Raw genomic sequence first — 21,812 nt, 5'->3', positions numbered from 1 at the left:
CTAATTTGCCATTTCGCTCTTCTAACTTTTCCGTGCGCATGAAAAACCTTACTACTGTTTACGGCCCGGAGCCGGCCGGCCGCTCGTTGCGACAACGAGGGGCCGGCGCCACTGCTCCGGCTGAGCGGCTCACCCGCTCGATGTACTACCTGCTGACGCTGCTGGGCCTGTTGCTGGCCCTGGCCCCGGCCGCCCAGGCCCAGACGACCTGCACGCAGACCACCAGCCTGCTGTTTTCGGATGCTGCCTACAGCGGCAGCTGGATTAACCGAACCGCGACTCCCGTACCAGCCAACTCCGAGCTGACGACCATTGAGACCGGCGCGGTGCCCAATGGCGGTGGTAGCGTAACCCTTACCCGCAGTAACGCTCAACTGGGCGGCGCCCAGTCGCTGGAGTGGTCGGCCGACTATGGCAGCGGCGACGACGATGAGACGTCGGTAACCTTCACCTTTTCGCGGGCTGTCACCAACCTGCGCATCAGCGTCATCGACATCGACGCCGCCAGCTCAGCGGCCGGCGCCAACTTCATCGACGAAGTAACCTTTGCCGGTGCCAATGGCGGCACATCCGTTGTGCCTTCCCTTAGCAAAAGCGGAACTGGCTCGGGTACCGTAACCATCACCGGAACCACGGCCCGCGGCAATAACTCCAACGCCACGGCCGCCAACTCGGTCGTGACGGCGCAGTTCGCTTCTCCCATTACTACTCTCACCCTGACCTACCGCAACCGCAGCACCGATAACAACCCGGACGCGCAGGCCATCGGTATTACCAGCATTCTGTGGTGCACGGCCCCTCCCCAGGCCGTGAATGACGTGGCGGCTGCGGTCAGCTACCTGGCTACCGGCATCAGCCTCGACATTTTGGCCAACGACCTGCAGGACGCCGAGCTTCGAGCCACCAACAAAGTAGATCTGAACCTCAGCTCCGGCGGGGTTCAGAGCACCTACACCAACCCCGCTACCGGCATTCAGTACACGGCCAACACCAACACGGGTGCCATCACCTACACCAATCCCAGCAAATTTGTGGGCACCACCACGATCAGCTACGAAGTCGTGGATGTGAACTTACTACGCTCCAACACGGCCACGCTGACCCTGACCCTGACCAACACCGCCCCGGTAGCCACCGACGACCCGCTGACCACCGGCACCGGCCAGAACGCCACGGTGAACGTGCTGACCAACGACACCGACGCCGACGGCAACGCCTCCATCAATGCCGCTTCGGTGCTGCTGATTCAGGGCGCCAGCACCGGCACTTCGGGCATCGCCGGCTCCAACGGCGGCGGCACCTTCTCCGTCAGCAATACCGGCGTGGTCACCTTCGTGCCGGCTGCCGGTTTCTCGGGGACTTCGGGGGTGCGCTACACCGTGCAGGACGAGAAGGGCCTGACGTCCAACCAAGGCATCATCAACGTCACGGTGGTGGCGCCTCCGGTGGCCAACAACGACTCGGATACGCGCTCGTACACCAGCACGGCCACTATCAACATCCTCGGCAACGACTCGGGCGGCCAAAGCACCCTTAATGCGGCCACGGTTACCCTCATCGGCACCACTACCGGCACCAGCAACATCAGCGGCACCAACGGCGGCGTGTTCTCCGTCAATGGCAGCGGCGTGGTGAGCGTGGTATCGGCGCCGGCCTTCACCGGCAGCAGCCGAGTTACCACCATCAACTACACCGTACGAAACCAGCAGGGACAGACTTCCAACCCGGCCACGCTCACGGTTACCTTCACCAACGCCGCCCCCGTGGCCGTGGCCGATGCAGCCAGCACCGGCACCGGCCAGAACGCCACGGTGAACGTGCTGACCAACGACACCGACGCCGACGGCAACGCCTCCATCAATGCCGCTTCGGTGCTGCTGATTCAGGGCGCCAGCACCGGCACTTCGGGCATTGCCGGCTCCAACGGCGGCGGCACCTTCTCCGTCAGCAATACCGGTGTAGTCACCTTCGTGCCCACCGTCGGCTTCTTTGGCACCTCGGCCGTGAACTACACGGTGCAGGACGCCAGGGGCCTGACCTCGAACCAGGCCACCATCACCATTACCGTCACGCCGCCGCCCACCATCAGCGGCCGGGTGTTTGAAGACGTGAACTACGGCGGTGGCTCGGGTGTGGACTACGCCACGGCCAACGCCAGCGCCGCTACCTCGGGCTTCCCGCTGCTGAGCGGCAGCGCCACCGACCGCATCGGCCGGCCGAACGTGCGCGTGGAGCTGTACCAGGCCAATGGCACCTACACCCAGCAGTTTGTCACCACCGGCCCCAACGGGGAATACAGCTTCCCCAGCACGGTGGCCCTGCCCAACACCGGCTACATCGTGCGCGTGGTGAGCGGCACCGGCACCGGCCTGCGCTCGGTGCGCACTCCCGGCGCCACGGGCGTGTTTGCCGTGCCCACCTATGTGGGCGCCGGCCCCACCGCTTCCGAGCGCGTGGGCGGCCAAGACCCCACCCGCATTGACGCCGGCAACAACACCGGCTCCCAGGCCATCAGCTCGCTCACCGCGGGCGGTGCCACGGCCCAGGTGCAGTTTGCCCTGACTACCGGCGGTGCTGGCACCACCAGCACCGCCGACTTCGGCTTCAGCTACGACGTGGTGGCCAACAGCAACGAAACCGGGCAAGGCTCGCTGCGTCAGTTCCTGACCAACGCCGGGGCCCTGGCCAACACCAACCTCGACCAGCGCCCCTTCAACAACAACGGTACCCCGCTGGGCCGCGACTTTGCATCCGGCGAGGAAACGTCCATTTTCATGGTGCCCGACGGCAGCCAGCGCCCCGGCCTGCGCAGCGGCCTGACCAACCAGCTGCGTAACGCGGCCGGTGCCCTGGCTGCCACCGGCGACCGGCGCGTGCTCATCACCCTGGCTTCGGCCCTGCCCCAGATGGCCGCGGCCGGCACCGTGGTCGATGGCACCACCCAGAGCACCCTCTTCAACTCCAACCCCGGCCAGCTGGGTAGCGGCGGCATCGGCCCCGGCTCGGTGCGCGTGGGCACCAGTGGCCGCGTGCTGGCCCTGGTCGAGCGCCCGGAGGTGGAAATCTCCTCGCCCTCGTTTAACATCTTCACCTCCACGGCCAACAACAACGCCCTGCGGGGCGTGTCGGTGCACGGCGGCGGGCTGAACGTACAGGTAACCGGCGGCACCAACTTCATGCTCGACCAGGCGCTGGTGGGCATTGACGCCTTCAGCCTTGCGGTGCCGGCGACCAACGCCACCTCGGGCACGGCCATCACCCTGACCAATGCTTCGGGTACGGTGCAGAACTGCATCATTGCCTACGCCGGCAACTCGGGCCTGAACTACTCGGGCGGCAGCGGCCAGGCAGGCTACACCATCCGCCAGAACGAGTTCGTGCAGAACGGCCGCACCACGGCCGGCGGCGACGCCATCAGCGTGGGCGACAACGGCGCGGCGGGTCCCCTGCTGATCGAGGAAAACATGATCCGCCTCTCCAACAGCAGCGGCATTCAGTTTGAAATCGGCAGCGTGAGCAACAACATCGTGCGCCACAACACCATCCGCGACAACGGCGAGGGTGGCCTGGCCTCCAGCCGCCTCGAAGGCTCGGGCATTCACTACCTGCGCCGCAACACCTCGGTAGTGAGCAACAACCAGGACCTGATCGAACAGAACGTCATTACCAGCAACCAGTCGTCGGGCATCGTGGTGAACACCGGCCAGTGGGGCCTGCGCTTCAGCCGCAACGCCATCTACGACAATGGTTCCCGCACCGACGCCGGCGCCCGCGGCCTGATCAGCATTGACTTTACGGCCGGTCCCAACGACCGCGTGGGCGGCGACGCCAACTACGGTCAGGGCAACGGGGTGACGCCCAACGACGGGGCCGTAACGGCAACCGGCGCCGCGGCCGCCCCCAACCGCGGCATGGACTACCCCGTCATCACCAGCATCACCAAAACGGCCCAAGGCAAGCTGCGGGTGCAGGGTTACGTAGGCTCGGCCCCCGGCCAGTCGCTGTTCGGCGGCGCCATCATTGAAGTCTTCAGCGCCGATGACACCGACACCAACCAGAACGGCCCCACCACCACCACCAGCGGCGACAACGTAGCCCACGGTGAGGCCCAAACCTACGTGGGCACGGTAACAGCCGCCGCCAACGGCAACTTCGACGGCGTCATCGACGAGCCGGCCGCCAACATCAACATCGGCGACAACATCACGGCCACGGCCTACCTGCCTGCCTACGGCACCTCCGAGGCGGGCGTGAACCGCGTGAGCTCCTTCCAGGTGCTGCCCGTGGAGCTGACCCGCTTCGTGGCCACCCGCCAGGGCACCGACGTGGTGCTGGACTGGGCCACGGCTTCGGAAAAGAACAACGACCGGTTTGAAGTTGAGCGCAGCCTCAACGGCACCGACTTCGTGCGCGTGGGCTCCGTGGCTGGCCACGGCACCACGGCCGCGCCCCACAGCTACCGCCACACCGATGCCGGCGCCGGCACCCTGGCCCGCCAGCTCTACTACCGCCTGCGCCAGGTGGATATGGATGGTACGGCCACCCACTCGGGCATCCGCACGGTGGAGTTTGCCGCCAGCACGGCCCCGGTAACGCTGGCCCCCAACCCCACCACGGGCCAGCTCCACCTCGATCTATCGTCGCTGCCCGGCGCCACGCTCACGGTAACCGTGACCGACCTGCTGGGCCGCCGCGTACTCACCCAGACGGTGGAGCGTAGCACCAAGGCCCCGCTGTCGGTGCGCGCGCTGCCGGCCGGCACCTACCTGCTGAGCATCGACGCCCCGGGCGTACACCTGACGCGCAAGTTCATCAAGCACGACTAAGCCCCGCGCTTATTCCGGCAAAAGCCCCGCATCAGCTCGATGCGGGGCTTTTTTTGTCCTGGGCTAGGCCTAGGCTGCCGAGGCCGGGACAGCCGGTGACCTAACACTTTTCTCGCGGCCTTAAAAAAGTGTTAGGTCAATGGCTACTAACATTTTTCTGTCGATGTGTAAAAAGTGTTAGGTCATCAGTTACCTAACACTTTTTATGCGGGGCGCCCCGGTTGTTAGGCAGGCGCAGACTGGCCCAGAGCAGCAACGCCACCCATGAACCGGATTTCCCCGACCAGCCTATCCAGCCGGGGCTTCGATAAGCTCACCTAAAATTGCGGGCCACGAAACGTGTGGGTACCACCCCGCACCCACACCAGTTCACCGAAGCTGAAAACGAGTGAGAATACCGGGGATGGTTCACAAAAAAGCCCCGCACCAGATCGGTGCGGGGCTTTTGCTTGAAGCGGAAGTGCCGTTAGCGCAGCACCACGCGGTGGGTGCTCAGCTCGGCGCCGCTGCTCAGACGCAGCAGGTACACCCCGGCGGCCTGACCGCTCAGGTCGAGCGGGTGGCTGGCGGTGCCGGCCCGCAGCTCGGCGCGGTACACCGGGCGGCCCAGCACATCGAGCACTTCCAGCTGCAGAGGCCGGGCGGCCCCGCGCACTTCCACGGTCAGCTGCCCGGCGGATGGGTTGGGAAACACCTCCGTCTGCCAGCTGGCGCGGGCGGCGGCCACGGCCGTTACGCAGCCGGTGCCCACGAACTCGTCGGCGCCGATGTCGGGCGTGGTCGAGCGGGCTTCGCCGTCGATGTCGATCCAGGTGCCCGGCAGGGCCAGGGCCTTGCCCTCGAGGCCGCAGTTGTCGGCGGCGGTCAGGTGCAGGTCGTTGGCCGACACGAACACCGGCGGCACCGACACGCTGCGCTGGTCGGCGCCGGTGGCGGTGCGCAGGGCTGGCAGGGTGGCGGCGTCGGTGCCGGCCACGCTGGCCAGCACGCCGCGGGGGCCGCTCACCACGTAGTCGTTGGCGTTGGAGGTCGTCAGTGCCGAGGCCGCGCCGGCCAGCAGCAGGGCGTGGGCTTTGCCGCCCGCGGGCGTCACGCTGAGGTTATTGACCAGGATGTTGTTGACCGCCGTCAGGCCCGTTACGCCGGTGTTCACGGCCAGGGCCGCCGATACCGGGGTGGCGCCGCCGGCCAGGGTACCGCTCAGGTTCACGGTGTTGTGCGTGAGGTTGTAGCCCCCGCCGCTGGCCACGTAGATGCCGTGGGGCGCAAAGGCAAAGCCATCGTCGCCGTAGCTGAGCACGTTGCCGATCATGTTGGCGTCGACCAGCACGCTGGCGGCCGCGTCAGTTGAAGCCAGGCGCAGGCCCACGGCCCCGTAGGAAGTAGCGGCGGTGCTGCCGGTGTGGGTGATGTCGTTGATGACGTTGGCCCGCACGAAGCCCTCCCGCGAGGTGCCGCTCACCTGCACGCCCGACACGGCCGGGCTGGCGGCGCGCGTCACGCCCGAAATCAGGTTGTCGCGCACGTCGAAGTGCTGGCTGCTGAGCACCACCACGCCGGCGGTGCCCAGTTTCTCGGCCGCGGCCACCGCCCCGATGACGTTGCCCTGCACCCGCACCGAGTCGCAGTTGCTTTGCAGCTGCACGCCCACGTTGGCGCGGCTGATGCGGCAGTCCTCAATGCGGCCCGCCACCACGCCGTCGAAGGCCACGCCGTAGCCGGTGGTCGACGAGCCGGCGCTCAGCTCGGTGTTCTGAATGATCAGGTTGCGGCCCGAGGCGAAGACGACGCCGCTGGCGCCGCCGGTGCCGTTGTTGCGCAGGCGCAGGCGGCGGTTGGTGCCCGCCGTGCCGCCCCCGTTCAGCACCACGTAGCTCGCGTCGATGATGAGCAGCGGGGAGCTCGACGAGCCGCTGAACTGCACCGGCCCGGTGCCGGCGGCCGGCTGAATCACTACCGCATTGGGCGTGGCCGTGGGCGTGGGCCGGGTGCCGGGGTTGGCGTTGATGGTGATGGGGTAGGTTTCGCTGGGATAATCCGCGTCGATGAGGCGCAGCAGCAGGTTGCCGCCCAGCTGGCTGCGGTTCAAATCGGCCACGGCGGCGGTCAGCGTGGGGTAGTCGGCCGGGGCCGAGACGCCCACCGTCTTGATGCCGCTCAGGAAACCCAGCACGCGGAACACGTTGGGCTGGTTGGGGGCGCTGCTGATGGCGGCCACCGAGGTAGCGGCAAAGCCCGCGCCCGGGCTGGCGCCCACGTTGGGTGTGGCGGCCAAATCCTGGGCCACCACGAAGTACTCGATGGAGTCGCCGGCGGCCGGGGCCGTGCGCAGCTTGCTCACGTCGAGGCTGAAGCTGAAGGGCGAGGCCGCATCGGGGGTTTCGGTCCACTTCCAGCCGTTGCCCGAGGCGTCGTTGGCTACCCCGAAGGCGTTGGCGTCGGTGGTTTTCTTGTAGTACAGCCGCGGGCGGGTGCCGGGGGCCACGTTCACCCCGCTGGGGTCGGTGATGCTCACGCCGCTGAGCGTGCGGTTGGTCAGGGCAGCGGTGTTGCTCAGCTCAGTGTACACGATGGCCGGCCCGGCCAGGTCGGCGCGCACGAAGCTGCCCTCGTCGGCGCCGATGTCGGGCGTGGTAGTGGAGCGGGTTTCCAGGTCGATGTCGGTGGCCACGGCCAGCGCGCCGGCCAGGGCCTGCCCGGCGCTTTCGGCCTGGGTGGGCACGGTCGGGCTCAGGTGCAAATCACCCGCGGCGGCATCCACGAAGGTGGGATTCTCGCTCACCGAGGTTTGCTCGGCCGGGGCGGCCAGCTGCTGGTAATCGGCCAGCGTGACGGCCACCACGGGCGGGGTGGCCACGCCCACAAAGATGGGGTGCTCGGCCGAGGGCGAGGCGCTGTAGTAGAGGTTGTTGCCCGAGCCCGGGGCCAGGGTCGCCAGCGAGGCAGTGGCCTTGAAGAAGGCCGCGCCCACCCCGCCCCCGCCCGGCGTGAGGCCGGTCACGCGGTTGACGAAGATGTTGTTGGCCACCAGCCCGCCGGTATTGGCACCCGAGATAAAGAAGGCGCCGCTGCGGTTGCTGGCCACGGTGGCGGCGTACTCCACCAGCACCGTGTTGTGCAGCACGCGGTTGGTGGTGCCCCCGCGCAAACTCAGGGCCCGCACCGCCGTGCCGGCCGTGCTGTTGGGCGCCTGCACCCCGCTCACGAAGTTATTGACCACGTTGTTGGTGGTGCCGCCGGTGATGTCGATGCCCACGGCGAAGGCCGTGGTGCCGGTGGCGCGCACGTCGTGGATGCGGTTGCGCAGGATGTTGTGGGTCGCGCCGTTGTTGACGTAAATCACCTCCAGAATGCCGCTGCCGGTGGCGCGGGTCAGGAAGTTGCTCAGGCGGTTGTCGGTCAGGTCGGCGCTGTTGTTGGTGCCGGTCGAGTACAGACCGTACACCGAGCCGGGGCCCTGCACGTCGCTGATGTCGAGGCCGAACACCTTCACCTGCTGCTGCCCGCTCAGGTACACCGCGTACACGCTGCCCGTGGCGGGCGGCCCGCCGGTGGCGGGAATGCCCAGCTGCCGAATCTCGCTGCGCCCGCCCGGCAGGGTGCCGATTTCATTGTCGCTGTCGTTGTTGGCGCTGGGTCCCACGAAGTAGTAGGCCACCGTGCAGTTGCTGACGGCGTTGTTGTAGAAGCGGTTGGCGTTGTTGCCGCCGTCGAGCAGGTACACGCCGTAGCTGCGGGTGGGGTTGCTGCGGTTCAGCTCGATGCGGCAGCCCTCCACGCGGTTATTGGTGGCCCCGCCCTTCAGCCAGAGGCCAAACTCGGAGTGGGCCACGCCGCTGTTGCTGGGGTTGTCGCGCAACACCAGGCTGTCGAGGCGCACGTAGTCGGCCCCGTCCAAGGTCAGCACGGCGTCGGTGGTGCCGCTGCCCACCTGCTGCAGCACCGGCAGCCCGCCGGGGCCGTCCTTGGTGAAGCGGATGGGGTTGGCGGCGGTGCCCGAGGCCGTCAGGGCCGGGATGGTTTCGGTGAACGTGGCGCCGGCCTTCACGCGGAAGGTGACGCCGCCCGGCCCCACCCCGCCCGCGTTCAGCGCCTGCACGGCGGCCGTCACGGTGGCGTAGTTGTCGGGGCCCGCCCCCGCGGGGTCGATGGTCTTGGTGCCCGATAGCTGGGCAGCGGCGGCGTGGCTCAAAGCCAGGGCCGCCAGCAGCAGGTAAGGGTGTCTCATAGGCAGCAGAAAAAGGAAAAGTCATTCAAGTACTGCAAAATCCCGCAGTGCATCAACGTTCCGGCCGCCCGCCTCCAGCGGAGCGAGGGTTTGCCAACAGCTCGGCCGTAACCCCCGGGGCCGCTTGGGGGTTTTAGGCCGGTACCCACTCGCGCTTTTATGGTCACCAAACCCCGTCGCCCCATTCGCCGCCCCCGCCACGTGCCGCCCACCGACTACGACGTGGTGATAGTGGGGGGCGGGGCCGCCGGGCTGAGCGCCGCCCTGGTGCTGGGCCGCTGCCGCCGCCGGGTGCTGCTGTGCAGCAGCGGCGCCCCGCGCAACGCCCCCGCGCCCGCCATGCACGCCTTCCTCTCGCGCGACGGCACGCCCCCGCAGGAGCTGCTGCGCATCGGCCGCGAGCAGCTGCAGCCCTACGCCACCGTGGAGCTGCGCGAAGCCTGCGTGCAGGCCGCCCGCCGCGACCCCGCCACCGGCACGTTTGCCCTCGACCTCGACAGCGGCGCCACCGTGTCGGCGCGCAAGGTGATTCTGGCGACGGGCGTGGTCGACGTGCTGCCGCCCGTGCCGGGCATGCGCGAGCTGTGGGGTCGGGGCGTGCTGCACTGCCCCTACTGCCACGGCTTCGAGGTGTGCGAGCAGCCCCTGGCCGTGTATGGCCGGGGCAAGGCCGTGGCCGGGTTTGCCCTGCTGCTGAGCCGCTGGTCGAAAGACGTGGTGGTGTGCACCGACGGGCCGGCGGGCCTCACCGAGCACGCCCGGCGGCGCCTGCGCCGCCACGGCATTGCAGTGTACGAGCAGAAGCTCACCCGCCTGGTAGGCCGCCGCAACGGGCAGATCAACTACCTGGAGTTTGCCGACGGCGAAAAGCTGCCCCGCTACGCCCTGTTCGTGCACCCCGATCAGCAGCCGCGCAGCGACCTGGCCGACCAGCTGGGCTGCCGCCGCCTCACCCGCGGAGCCGTGTGGGTGGACAAACGCACCATGACCACCGTGCCGGGCGTGTACGCCGCCGGCGACGCCACCCCCGCTGCCCAGCAGGTGCTGGTAGCCGCTGCCGAGGGCGCCCAGGCTGCCATCAGCCTCAACGAGCAGCTCACCCGCGAAGAGTGCGCCTAACCGCCGCGCAACCAAATTCTGCAATGGCGCAACGAAAGTCGCACCGGCGCAACCAAAGTCTGCGTTGCCGCAACCAAAATCCGCACCGGTGCGACAAAAGTCCGCCCCGCCGCGATAAAAAGCCGCGTGGTTGCGGTTCCGAACCGCAACCACGCGGTAAAAAGCCGCGACTTCGCGGTTCCAAGCCGCAACATTGCGGTTCCGAGCCGCGAAGTCGCGGCTCGGAACCGCAGTGGCGCGGTAAAATGCTGCGACTTCCCGGTTCCGAGCCGGTCGGTCGCGGTAAAAAGCTGCGAAGTCGCGGCTCCCGAACGCGACTTCGCAGCCCGGAGCCGCGATGGGCGCACGCGGGCGGCGGGTGGAGCCGGCGGCGGCGGGCAAGCCCCGCCAAGAAGCGGCGGCGCGGCGGAATTTATCCCACTTTCAATCAGCTACTTGCCCGGAAAATATATCCCACTGATAACCTTCTTTAAAGTAATTGGCTCTCTAGCGCGTCGTACCTTTGTGACGATCAGGAAGTGCGTAAGATGAAGTCAGTATATCCGTGGCTGGGACTGTTGCTCCTGCTCACGCTTGGCAATAGCGCCTGGGCCCAGCGCATGGTGTTTTCGGGCCGCGTTACCGAAGCCGCCACCGGCCAGCCCGTACCCTTTGCCTCGGTATTTGTGAAGGGCACCACCTTCGGCACCACCGCCGACGACGAGGGCCGCTACCAGCTGCCCGTCGGCCACCCCGTCGACTCGGTTACGGCCTCGGCCGTGGGCTACCGGCCGCGCAGCCGCGCCGCCGGCTCCCAAGCCCAGCAGGTGCTGAACCTGGCCCTGCCCTCGGCGGCTGTGGCCTTGGGCGAAGTCACCATCCGGCCCACTGAAAACCCGGCCTACGCCATTCTGCGCCGGGTGCAGCAGCACAAGAAGCGCCACGACAAGCGCGAGCTGTCAGCCTTTGAGTTCGACAGCTACAACCGCATCGAGGTGTCGCTGTCGGACATTTCCAACCGGCTGGCGCGGCGCAAGGTCATCCGCGACATGACGGCCGTGGCCGACGGCGTGGGCGAATTGGCGCGCAATGCGGCGGGCAAGCCCACCGTGCCGCTGTTTGCCTCGGAGGTGCTGTCGCGCTACTACGTGCGCCACCGGCCCGCCCGCGAGCGGGAAGAAATCAAGCACTCCAAGCTGCACGGCGTGGCCCCGCAGGACGGCACGCTGCTCTCGCAGGTGCTGGGCTCTTCGTTTCAGGACTACGACTTCTACCCCAACTGGCAGGTGGTGATGGGCAAGGACTTTATCTCGCCCATTGCCGACGGCTGGCGCCTGACCTACGACTACGACTTGGAAGACTCGGTGATGATTGGGGCCGACCGCTGCTACCAGCTCAAGGTGATGCCGCGCCGCCCGCAGGATCTGGCCTTCACCGGCCGCATCTGGATTACCACCGACTCCTACGCCCTGCGCCGCGTCGACCTGGAAGTCGACCCCAAGGCCAACATCAACTTCGTCGACCAGATTCGGGTGTACCAGGATCTGGCGCCCACCGCCGCCGGGCCCTGGCTACCGCAGCGCACCCGGGTGGTACTGGGCCTGAAGCCCACCAAAAAGCAAAGCGGCCTGCTGGTGCGCTTCACCACCGTCAACTCCCGGTTCGACGCCGGCCACCCGCGCGCGCTGCCCTTCTACGACCAGCCCTTCGCCGCCGCGCCCGACGCGCTGAAAACGCCGGCCGGCTTCTGGGAGCAGCAGCGCCCCGACACGCTCTCGCGCCAGGAGCAGCAAACCCTGGCCGTGCTCGACTCGGTGGGCAAGCTGCCCTCGGTGCGCACCTTCCTGGAAGTGGCCGACCTGGTGGTGAACGGCTACCAGGAATTGGGCCCGCGCGGGCGCTTCGAGCTGGGGCCGATTTTCAGCACCTACAACTACAACAACGTGGAGGGCCACCGCCTGCGCCTGGGCTTCCGCTCGACGCCCGAGCTGAGCCCCAACTGGCTGCTGCAGGGCTACACCGCCTACGGCACCCGCGACGGGGAATTCAAGTACAGCCTCTCGGCCGACCGCGTGCTCTCGCGCCCGAACTGGACGGTGTTCAGCCTAAAGCACAGCCACGAGCTGGATTTGGTGGCCTTGCTCGACAACGACCTGGCCCTGGAAAGCCCGCTGTTTGAGGCCGCGGCCCGCTTCGGCAACATCCGGCCGCTGCTGCCCCTGTGGCGCGACGTGACCAGCATCGGGGCGCAGTCAGATCTGTTCCACAACTTCACCCAGAAGCTCACGCTGCGCCGCCAGCACTTCGACCCCATCTACAACTTTGCCTACTACACCACGCCCGAGCACCAGCCCGGCGCCCCCACGGCCGACCAGCTGACGCTGGCCGAGCTGGTAGTGGAGTCGCGCTACGCCCCCGGCGAGGTGCTGATTCAGAATCAGAACCGCCGCTACGCCGTGGGCCTGATGAAGTGGCCGGTGTTTACGGGCCGCTACACCCTGGGCATCGACGGGCTGCTGGGCAGCGACCTGCGCTACCAGAAGTTCAACTTCACCATGACCCACAGCGTGCAGCTGGGGCAGCTGGGCCGCACCGAGTACATCGTGGACGCGGGCTACATTCCCAGCACCGTGCCCTACCTGGTGCTGAAGGCCCACCTGGGCAACGAGTCTTTTATCTACACCACCAACGCCTACAACCTGATGAACTACTCCGAGTTCATCAGCGACCGGTACGCCTCGCTGCACGCCGAGCACTACTTTGAGGGCCTGCTCATCAACGCCGTGCCCCTGCTCAAGAAGCTCGACTGGCGCCTGGTGGCCTCGGGCAACCTGCTCTACGGCGGCCTAAGCCAGGCCAACCGCGAGGCCGCCCCGGCCACCGACCTGGCCGGCACGCCCCTGCCCACCTTCCGCACCCTGGGTAGCACGCCCTACGCCGAGCTGGGCTACGGCGTGGAGAACATCTTCAAGTTCGTGCGCGTCGACTTCGTGCACCGGCTCACCTACCGCGACCTGCCGGGCGTGAAAACCTTCGGCGTGAAGGTCTGCGCCCAGTTCAAGCTGTAGCCGCCGGCGCGGCGACCCACGCGGGCCCAAACCCCGAAAACGAAAGCCCGGCCGGCATCAGGCCCGCTGCAGCCACGGCTCGGCCGGCGCGGCGACGTGGCGGGAGCGGCGTAGCTGGGAGGGTGCCACGCCAAACTTGCGCTTGAAGGCCGTGGCGAAGTGCGCCGGATTGCTAAAACCCACCGACTCGGCCACGTCCTGCAGGGGCTGCTCGGTGAGGGCAATCAGCTGCTGGGCAATGGTGAGGCGGCGCTCGGCCACGTAGCCAAACACGGTGGTGCCGAACAGCTGCTTGAAGCCCTTCTTGAGCTTGAAGTCGTTGGTGCCAAACTGCCGGGCCAGCTCCAGCAAACTCGGCGGCTGGGCGTAGTGGCAGTCGAGAAAGTCACGGATGGCGTAAAACAGGTCACGCTCCTGGGTGGAAAGCCGCGTCAGGGCCCGGGCCATTTGCTCGTGCTGCTCCACAAACAAGTCCAGGAACCGGGCTTCGAGGAACATCTTCTTGAGCGCGCCGGAGTACGGGCACTCGGCAATCTGCTGGATGATGGCGCGGGTGGCAGCCGAGGCGGGCGCGCCGTCGGGCACCAGCACGAAGGGCTCGTTACCACTCAGCCGCCGCTCGTGCAGGCGCAGCCACTCGTCGTTGCTTATCACCAGGTTGCGGAAGAACTCCGGCTTCAGGTGCACCGCGAACATGTGAAATTGCTGCCCGGTGCTTTGCTGGGGCCGAAAGGTGTAGTGGTTGCGCGTGGTCTGGTCGGCCACGATGTTCTGCCGGCCTTCGCCCAGGTGCAAGGGCCGGTTGGCGCAGCTGCGCGATTCGACGCCGCCGGTAAACTGGAACAGCATGCCCACCCACGGACCCAGCACTTCCAGTTCGGCTTGCAGGGGCTGGTGCAGCCGCCCGGTCATGCTGGAGAGCTGATACCCGTCGAGGAAGTAATCGGTAATGGTGGCAGAACTGCCCTGCTGGCCGCGCCAAATGGTATCGGCCTGAATGACGCTGGCGTGCTGCTGCACCTCCGTCTGGCAGTTGTCCAGCACTTCGGGCGACAGAAATTCAAAGAAAGTATCCATAGGACGAGCGGTGCGACAAAAGTAATGATGAACAGGACTTTGCGCCCCCGACCTGTGATAGGAGCAAATACGAAAATCCGTTTGAGAAAAGGAAAGCTCCGCCCCGCGAAAGTATCCTACGGCCGTGCCTTCAGACCTTTGAGACGCAAATGCTTGGTGGCCCGGCCGCTGGGTTAGGCCAGGTAGCCGGGCCGCCACGCATTTGCCTGCCCTCTTCTCTACCCACCGTTGCTATGACTACCTTTTTCTCCCAACCGGCCGGGCGCCTGAGTTTGCCGACCCGCCCCGGCTCCGTGCTTTGGACCGCACTGCTGGCCACCTGGAACGCCGGGCTGCCCCAGGAGCCGGGGGCCTCGCCCCGTTACCAGCAGCTGCTGCGTCGCCAGCACCGCGTTACCCGGCTGTTCTGGCTGGGCACCGCCGCCATCTTTCTGAGCGCCCTGCTAGTCGCGGCCTAGCCCCGCGGCCAACCGCGTTCAAGGCATTCTTGATTTCAATCAAGTCGGAGCCGGCAAAAAAGCCCCTGTTTTGCGGGGCCAAAGTCCCTGCTCATGCCCGCTGTGTCCGCCCGCCTGCCGCTGCTATCGACCTGCCTTCGCGGGTTGAGCGGGTGTGCCGGGCCGGTTCGCCCCCGGGTTATTACGGTTCAACCGGGTTTGCGCCCGTTTGGGCCGGCTGAGCTTGCGCTAGCCTTGTTTCGCTTGCATCTTTACGTAGACCCGCAGCCAGTCAAGGGGTTAGAGTTTTGCCCCCCAGGCAACCCTTTTTCCCGCTGCGGACTCTATGTGCTGACTACCGCCCCGCTCTTTGCCTACCTCTTGCTATGACACACCCCACTGCCCCCCGCTACGTTTCGCTGGAAAAGAAGCTGCGCCTGACCAACGTGCTGCTGCGCGTGTGGCTCACGGCGGGCGCCGCCGCCACCGCCGCCTCGGCCCTGCTGCTCTAGGCCCGTTACGGCCAGGCCGATAACGACCCGGCCGCCGCCCGAAAGCAACCCCCGGCGGCTGCTTCGGGTACACGGTAGCTCATGCGGCCCCGCACCCGGCCGCGGCCCGGCCTATGAGCAACCGACACACCTACGACCTGGGCCTGGTAGGCAACTGCGCCTACCTTGCCCTCATCCGCCAGGATACCTCCCTGCAATGGCTTTGCTGGCCGCGCTTCGACAGCGGCTTCGTTTTCGGCGGCCTGCTCGACGAGCAGCAGGGCGGCGCCTTTAGCCTGCTGCCGGCCGACGGCGAGTACCGCACCCGCCAGTACTACCTCGACAACACCAACGTGCTGTGCACCGAGGTGGAGTGCGCCCGGGGCCGCTACCGCGTCACCGACTTCGCACCGCGCTTTCACCAGTACGAGCGGTACTACAAGCCGCTGATGCTCATCCGCAAGCTGGAGCCCCTGGAGGGCACGCCGCGGGTGCGGGCCGTGTGCCGGCCGGTGGGCGACTACGGTCGCACCCCGCTCACGGCCCGCCGCTCGTCCAACCACATTGCCTTTCGGGGGCTGCCCGAGGAAATTCGGCTGACCACCAACGTGCCGCTGAGCTACGTGCTGGAGGAAGAAGACTTTGCCCTCACCGAAACCAAGTACCTGGTGCTGACCTACGGCGCGCCGCTGGAGGCCGCGCTGGAAAATACCTGCGAGCAGTTTCTGCGCCACACCGTGCAGTACTGGCGCACCTGGGTGAAAAGCACCAGCATCAGCAACTTCTACCAGACCGAGGTGATTCGCTCGGCCTTGGCCCTGAAGCTGCACCAGTACGAGGACACCGGCGCCATCATTGCCGCCACTACCACCTCGCTGCCCGAGGCCCCCGGCTCGGGGCGCAACTGGGACTACCGCTACTGCTGGATGCGCGACACGTTCTACATCCTCAATGCCTTCAACAACATCGGGCACTTCGAGGAAATGGAGCAGTACTTCCACTTCATTGCCAATATTTCGACCAAGGTGGGCGACAAGTACCAGCCGCTGTACTCCATCAGCGGGGCCTCCGAGCTGGTGGAGCAGGAGCTGGATCTGACGGGCTACCGCGGCAACCGCCCGGTGCGCATCGGCAACGACGCCTACACCCACGTGCAGAACGACGTGTACGGGCAGGTGCTGGTGGCTTTGCTGCCGCTGTACGTCGACCGGCGCTTCGTGACGCGGGAGCGGGCCAATTCGGAGAAGCTCATGTTCGATGCGCTGTCGTTTATCGAGCGCACCATGGAGCAGCCCGACGCGGGCCTCTGGGAATTCCGCAACCTAGCCCAGTACCACTGCTACACCTACCTGTTTCACTGGGCGGGGGCCCACGCGGCCTACAAGGTGGCCCAGTACCTGGGCAACGCAGGCATGGCCGCCCAGGCCAGCCGGCTGATGGAGCAGGCGCGCGAGAAAATCGAGGCCTGCTACGACCCAGTCCGGGGCGTGTACACCAACGCCATCGGCTCGCCCCACCTCGACGCCAGCGGCCTGCAGCTGATTCTGATGGGCTACCTGCCGCCCGACTCGGAGCGGGCCCGCACCCACCTGGAGGCCCTGGAGCACGAGCTAAAAACGCCCGAGGGCCTGTTTTATCGCTACCGCCACGCCGACGACTTCGGCACGCCCGAGACGACCTTCCTGATCTGCTCGTTTTGGTACATCGAGGCGCTGGCCTGCGTGGGTCGCCTCGACGACGCGACGCGGGAGTTTGAAAAGCTGCTGGGCTACACCAATCACCTGGGCCTGCTGAGCGAGGACGTAGACGCGCGCACCGGCTCGCAGTGGGGCAACTTCCCGCAGGCCTACAGCCACGTGGGCCTGGTGAATGCCGCCTACCGCATTGCCAAGAAGCTGGACCGCCCGAACTTCCTGTAGGCTGCCCCCTGATTTTTTGCACGCTGCCCGGGCACTCTCGTGAGTTGCCCGGGCAATTTTGCGCGCTGCCTGAACGCTTTCGCGGGCTGCCGGGCAATTTTGCTGGACTGCCGAACGGCTTTTACAAGCGGCCGCGGCACTTTCGCCCGCACAACTTTCGGATGGCTCCTGACTGTCTGCACATAGAGGACGTGGCAGCCGGCCGCGCTAGGGCTGCTCGGCGAGGCTGGCCAGCAGGCGGCGCACCTCGGCGGGGCCGGGCAGGTGAAAGCGCGCCAGGGAGCGTTCGTGAGCCCCGACCTTAACGGTGTAGGCCGAGCGGGGCATGGCCCGGAAGGTGTCCTCGTCGGTGCGGTCGTCGCCGATGGCCAGAATAAAGTCGGGTTGCAGTTCCTGCAGCCAGCGTGAGGCCGCCACGCCCTTGTCGACGCCGGCGTTCTTGATTTCGATGACTTTGTTGCCCTCCAGCACCTGCAGGCCGGTGCTGCCGGCCACGAAGCTCAGGTGCGACACCAGCTCGCGGGCACGCAGCTCGCCCAGCTCGTCGTCGGTTTTGCGGTAGTGCCACACCAGGGAATACTCTTTTTCCTCGATGAAGGAGCCGGCCGTGCGGTTGACGTGCAGTTCGAGCACCGGGCGCAGGTCGCGCTTCCAGTCGTTGCGCAGGGCCTGAATCATGCCCCAGTCGTGGCCGCGGCGGCGCAGCCACACGCCGTGCTCGGTGATGAAGTCGAGCGGCAAATCACCCAGCCAGGTGCTGAGCGTGGCCCGATCGCGGCCCGAGATGATGACCACGTGGTTGCGCTCGTCGGCCGTAAGGGCGCGCAGCAACTGGCGCAGGGCCTCGTCGGGCTGCACGCGCTGGGGGTTTACGTGAAAGTTGACGAGGGTGCCGTCGTAGTCGAGCAGCAGCAGGCGGCGCTGGGCGCTGTGAAACTCGCGGCGCAGTTCGTCCGCTACGGCAGGGCCCAGGGTATCGGTGGCCATAACCTGCTGCTTGATTTTGATGTAGGCGAGGCGGTTCATAAACAGCTCGACCCAGTTGTGAATGTCGTAGCGACGCACCAGGGCCTGCATGCTGGTCAGGTGCTGCTGCTGCTCGTCGACGGGCATGGTGAGGGCGCGCAGCAGGGTTTCGGACACGGCGGCGGTATCGGTGGGGTTGATAATGAGCGCGTCGGACAGCTCGCGGGCGGCCCCAGCCCGCTCGCTCAGGATGAGCACGCCGCGGCCTTCGTTTTTGCTGGCCACAAACTCCTTGGCCACCAGGTTCATACCGTCGCGCAGGGGCGTAATCAGAGCCACATCGGCCAGGCGGTAGAGAGCGGCCAGCTCTTCGAGCGGAAACGAGCGGTAGAAGTACTGGATGGGGTTCCAGGTGATGGTGCGGTAGGCAGCGTTGATGCGGCCCACGCGCTCGTCGATTTCCTCCTTGAGCTGCTTGTACTGGCTCACCTGGTCGCGCGAGGGCACCACCAGCATCAGCAGCGTTACGTGGCCGTGCAGCTCGGGTTGCTGCTCCATCAGCAGCTCAAAGGCCTGCAGGCGCTCGGGTATGCCCTTAGTGTAGTCAAGGCGGTCGATGCTGAGCACCACTTTTACCTCGCTGCCCAGGGCTTGGCGGTAGTCCTGCTCGATGCGGCGCGCTACTTCCGACGCGGCCTCGGAGGCGTACTTGTCGTAGTCGATGCCCATGGGAAAGGAATCGACCAGCACCGAGCGGCTGCCGGTTTCAATGAGCCCGTTCTGGTTGGTGTGGCCCAGCAGGCGGCTCACCGAGCTCAGGAAATGCCGCATGTAGCTGTAGGTGTGAAAGCCGATGAGGTCGGCGCCGAGCATGCCGCGCAACAGCTGGGCGTTCCAGGGCAGCACCCGCATCAGCTCGTAGGAGGGAAACGGAATGTGCAGGAAAAACCCGATGCTGGCCCCGGGCAGGGCCTCGCGCAGCAACTGGGGCAGCAGCAGCAGCTGGTAGTCGTGCACCCAGATGGTATCGTCGGGGCGGGCCACGGCCAGCACCGCCTCGCAGAACTTCTGGTTGACGGCCTGGTAGGCTTGCCAGAGCCGGGGCTCGTAGACGGCGTGCTGGGGAAAGTAGTGAAAGGTCGGCCAGAGGGTTTCGTTGCTGAAGCCCTCGTAGTAGTCGCGGATTTCGTCCTCGGTGAGAAACACCGGCCGCATGTGGTCGGCCTGCAGCTGCTCGGTGACGTGCGCCTGCTCGGCTTCGTCCTGCAGAAAGGTGCCGGGCCAGCCCACCCACAGATTGTCGCCCTGCCGGTAGACGGCCCCCAGCCCGGTAGCCAGGCCGCCTTCACTGGGCGAAAACGCCAGCCCGTCGTCGGTGCGGCGCACTTTGGTGGGCAGGCGGTTGGATACGATAATAGTCCGGGACATGCGCGGAATTCGGTTGGTTCAGCCTAGGTCTTACGGGCAATCAACCATTTCTGCCGGAATTATTCTCCTAGCCTTGCTCCGCGCTGACCGCCGGCCAGGCCCGCAACCATCACATCATCATGCGGTAGCGGCGCTTGTTGCCGGGGGGTATATTTGCTTTTGATGTTGGCGCTGCTGAGGCGCCGCGTCTCATTGAGTAATGGTGAAAGCTCCGCTCCTCTGGGCCGGAGCTTTTTGCCTTTTCAGCCCCCTGAAGTTTGCCGGGTGGCCGCGCCCAACTACTGCTCCGCGCGCCTGTGCACCACCAGCCGCCGCGGGCCCAGCAAGGCAGCCAGGTCGGGCAGGTCGTAGCGGCGCAGCACGCCGGGCAGCACCAACGCGTAGGGCGCCGGGGCTACGGGCTGCTCCAGCAGCAACTGAAAAGAGGGCAGCCCCTGGTACAGCTCGAGGCGGGCAACTGCCGGGGTGAGCACGGCCGCGTGCAGCGCCGCCGGGGCTGCCCAGCCCGCCGCGTGGATTTCCAGCGGGGCCGCGCGCCAATCGGGCTCCTGCTCTACCAAGCGCAGCAGTGCCAGCACGTCGGCTACGTGCGCGGCCAGCAGCGGCTCGCCAGCCGCCAGGGCCAGCTGGGCCGGGGACTTGGTATCGGAGCCGGGGCCGCTTACCGGCTGGGCGCTACCCAGCCCCCGCAGGTCGGCCAGCACTACGGCCCAGCCCTGGCGGCGGTACGCCGGCAGCAACGCCGCGCTGTCGGCCAGGGCCTGCCGGCCGCGGTCCGACAGCCACAGCACGACTTTGCTGGGGGCCGCGCCATTAGCGGGCCGCGCCACCCAAACCGATAGCGGCTCCTGGTTCGGGCGCCGAATCACGCCGGCCCGCAGCCCGGCGGCCGCGCCGGGCTGCCATTCCACGCTCACCGCGGGCTCGGCGGTCGGCAACCCCAGCTGCTGGCGCACGGCGGCCGTTAGCTCGGCGGGGCGCAGCTGGCGGCGGCGAGCGGCCCACTCGCGGGCCAGCAACAGGTGGCGCTGGGCCAAGTCCTGCTCGTCGCCGAAGGTGGTGTTGACCTGGCCAGTAAGGGTGCAGCGCAAGGCTTTTTCCGGTAGCACGGCTTCTTCGCCGCCCCCCACCGCTTGCTGGTCACCCGCCAGCTGGCGGCGCAGCCACTGCGCTACGGCCTCACGCTGCAGCCGGGCCGCGTCGGCTTCCACCGCCCCGGGCAGCTCACCGATCTGTCCGGCCTCGCCCAGGGCCGCGTACACCGGCTGCAGTTCCTGGTAAATGCTCGGCTGAGCGGAAGCGGCGGCCGCGTGGGGGCCGGCAGCCAGCAGCAGCGGGCGGGGCGCCACCATAATAGGCCAGTCGGCGGCGGTGAGGCCGGCTCCCTCCAGCCCCGGCACGGGGCCACAGTCAGCGGCGTGGTAGCCGCTGAGCGCGGCCACCCGCACGCGCTCGTCGTAGCCAGCCAGCCAGGCAGCCCGGCTGGCACCCTCGCCCTGGCCCAGGCAACCCAGCCGCTCGGGGTTTACTTCGGGGCGGGTGAGCAGGTAGTCGAGGCCGCGCACGTTGTCCCACAGCTCGGCGGCGGCGGTGCTGGTACCCAGCAGGCTGGCGCCGGCGTTGAGCAGGTGGCGTTCGGCCGCGGCCTCGGCCACCAGCGGCTGGCCCTCGGCATCGGTCAGCTGGCGCCGCTCGCCCTGGCAAATGGGGTCAGCCACGAGCACCACCAGGCCGTGGCGGGCCAGCAGACCGGCCGTTTGCTGGGTTGCCACGGCGGCCTTACCGGCGGCATCGGCCGCGCCCAGCAGTAAAACGGCCGGGAACTGCCCGGCGCCATCGGGCACGTAAAGGTTGGCGGTGATGCGGTGCCGCGGCAGGCTTTCGTAGATGACGCGCTCGACGCGGTAGCCGGTCTGCGGCACGGTGCCCACCACCACGGCCTTGAACTTAGCCTTGAGCGGCAGCGGCCCCAGCAGCCGCCCGAAGCGCGCCCGCACCGTGTCGCGGTAGGCCCGCGTGCCCGCCGCCGACGCCAGGGCCTGGCGGAGGTGAACCTGGCGCTGGCTGCCCAGCCCGGCCGGTTGCGGTGCAGAGTGGGCGGCGAGGTTGGTGGTTTGAGTAGCGGGCGGAGCGGACAGCAGCTGGGCCCGCAGCGCACCCGGCAGCAGGCAGCCGGCCAGCAGCGCGGTAAAAAAGTGTTTCATAGCAGGGCGTAAGGCGGCGAAACGGACGGCTCCGAAACGAGAGCGGCGCCCCGGCCAGCAAGGCCGGGGC

The 21,812-nt window shown here is 67.3% G+C and carries 10 protein-coding genes; 6 read left to right on the top strand and 4 right to left on the bottom strand.

Annotated features, from left to right (window positions below):
- Nucleotides 1-38 precede the first annotated feature (38 nt).
- A complete protein-coding gene (locus tag ACE191_RS14815) occupies nt 39-4,826 on the top strand; it encodes an Ig-like domain-containing protein (protein ID WP_400193014.1) in 4,788 nt (1,595 codons plus the stop codon).
- A 466-nt stretch (nt 4,827-5,292) separates the two neighbouring features.
- Here the strand turns inward: ACE191_RS14815 and ACE191_RS14810 are convergent, their stop codons facing one another.
- Nucleotides 5,293-9,054, bottom strand: coding sequence for a T9SS type A sorting domain-containing protein (locus ACE191_RS14810; protein WP_400193013.1), 3,762 nt, complete (start codon nt 9,052-9,054; stop codon nt 5,293-5,295).
- A gap of 159 nt (nt 9,055-9,213) precedes the next feature.
- On the opposite strand from ACE191_RS14810, the gene ACE191_RS14805 reads away from it, so the two are divergent.
- A complete protein-coding gene (locus tag ACE191_RS14805; RefSeq protein ID WP_400193012.1) occupies nt 9,214-10,173 on the top strand; it encodes an NAD(P)/FAD-dependent oxidoreductase in 960 nt (319 codons plus the stop codon).
- 557 nt (nt 10,174-10,730) lie between these two features.
- Complete coding sequence (locus ACE191_RS14800; protein WP_400193011.1) at nt 10,731-13,220, top strand: DUF5686 family protein; 2,490 nt, start codon at nt 10,731-10,733, stop codon at nt 13,218-13,220.
- A gap of 57 nt (nt 13,221-13,277) precedes the next feature.
- Here ACE191_RS14800 and ACE191_RS14795 read toward each other — a convergent pair whose 3' ends face one another.
- The gene (locus ACE191_RS14795; protein WP_400193010.1) at nt 13,278-14,297 is read right to left on the bottom strand and encodes a helix-turn-helix transcriptional regulator; all 1,020 of its coding nucleotides are present in this window, start codon (nt 14,295-14,297) and stop codon (nt 13,278-13,280) included.
- A 233-nt stretch (nt 14,298-14,530) separates the two neighbouring features.
- Between ACE191_RS14795 and ACE191_RS14790 the strand changes: the two genes are divergently transcribed.
- From ACE191_RS14790 to ACE191_RS14780, 3 genes are all read left to right on the top strand, one after another.
- The gene (locus ACE191_RS14790) at nt 14,531-14,755 is read left to right on the top strand and encodes a hypothetical protein (protein WP_400193009.1); all 225 of its coding nucleotides are present in this window, start codon (nt 14,531-14,533) and stop codon (nt 14,753-14,755) included.
- A gap of 365 nt (nt 14,756-15,120) precedes the next feature.
- Nucleotides 15,121-15,246, top strand: a complete 126-nt coding sequence (locus tag ACE191_RS14785; protein ID WP_400193008.1) for a hypothetical protein — start codon at nt 15,121-15,123, stop codon at nt 15,244-15,246.
- A 113-nt stretch (nt 15,247-15,359) separates the two neighbouring features.
- Nucleotides 15,360-17,144 (top strand): glycoside hydrolase family 15 protein, encoded by a 1,785-nt coding sequence (locus ACE191_RS14780; protein ID WP_400193007.1) that lies wholly within the window; start codon nt 15,360-15,362, stop codon nt 17,142-17,144.
- Nucleotides 17,145-17,351: 207 nt separating this feature from the next.
- Here ACE191_RS14780 and ACE191_RS14775 read toward each other — a convergent pair whose 3' ends face one another.
- Both ACE191_RS14775 and ACE191_RS14770 read right to left on the bottom strand, forming a co-directional pair.
- Nucleotides 17,352-19,538 carry a bifunctional alpha,alpha-trehalose-phosphate synthase (UDP-forming)/trehalose-phosphatase gene (locus ACE191_RS14775; RefSeq protein ID WP_400193006.1) on the bottom strand — a complete coding sequence of 729 codons (2,187 nt, stop codon included), beginning with the start codon at nt 19,536-19,538 and terminating at the stop codon, nt 17,352-17,354.
- A gap of 278 nt (nt 19,539-19,816) precedes the next feature.
- Nucleotides 19,817-21,742 (bottom strand): hypothetical protein, encoded by a 1,926-nt coding sequence (locus ACE191_RS14770; protein WP_400193005.1) that lies wholly within the window; start codon nt 21,740-21,742, stop codon nt 19,817-19,819.
- Nucleotides 21,743-21,812 lie beyond the last annotated feature (70 nt).

Origin of the sequence: Hymenobacter sp. B81, from assembly GCF_044628455.1 — a bacterium.
In the GTDB taxonomy this organism is placed as follows: Bacteria; Bacteroidota; Bacteroidia; order Cytophagales; family Hymenobacteraceae; genus Solirubrum.
This window is presented reverse-complemented; position numbering and strand designations above follow the sequence as displayed.

Excerpts from the sequence above, each read along its gene's own strand:
- ACE191_RS14770 (WP_400193005.1), bottom strand. The coding sequence starts at position 21,742 with ATGAAACACTTTTTTACCGCGCTGCTGGCCGGCTGCCTGCTGCCGGGT.
- ACE191_RS14780 (WP_400193007.1), top strand. The coding sequence starts at position 15,360 with ATGAGCAACCGACACACCTACGACCTGGGCCTGGTAGGCAACTGCGCC.
- ACE191_RS14815 (WP_400193014.1), top strand. The coding sequence starts at position 39 with ATGAAAAACCTTACTACTGTTTACGGCCCGGAGCCGGCCGGCCGCTCG.
- ACE191_RS14810 (WP_400193013.1), bottom strand. The coding sequence starts at position 9,054 with ATGAGACACCCTTACCTGCTGCTGGCGGCCCTGGCTTTGAGCCACGCC.
- ACE191_RS14790 (WP_400193009.1), top strand. The coding sequence starts at position 14,531 with ATGACTACCTTTTTCTCCCAACCGGCCGGGCGCCTGAGTTTGCCGACC.
- ACE191_RS14795 (WP_400193010.1), bottom strand. The coding sequence starts at position 14,297 with ATGGATACTTTCTTTGAATTTCTGTCGCCCGAAGTGCTGGACAACTGC.
- ACE191_RS14805 (WP_400193012.1), top strand. The coding sequence starts at position 9,214 with ATGGTCACCAAACCCCGTCGCCCCATTCGCCGCCCCCGCCACGTGCCG.
- ACE191_RS14785 (WP_400193008.1), top strand. The coding sequence starts at position 15,121 with ATGACACACCCCACTGCCCCCCGCTACGTTTCGCTGGAAAAGAAGCTG.
- ACE191_RS14775 (WP_400193006.1), bottom strand. The coding sequence starts at position 19,538 with ATGTCCCGGACTATTATCGTATCCAACCGCCTGCCCACCAAAGTGCGC.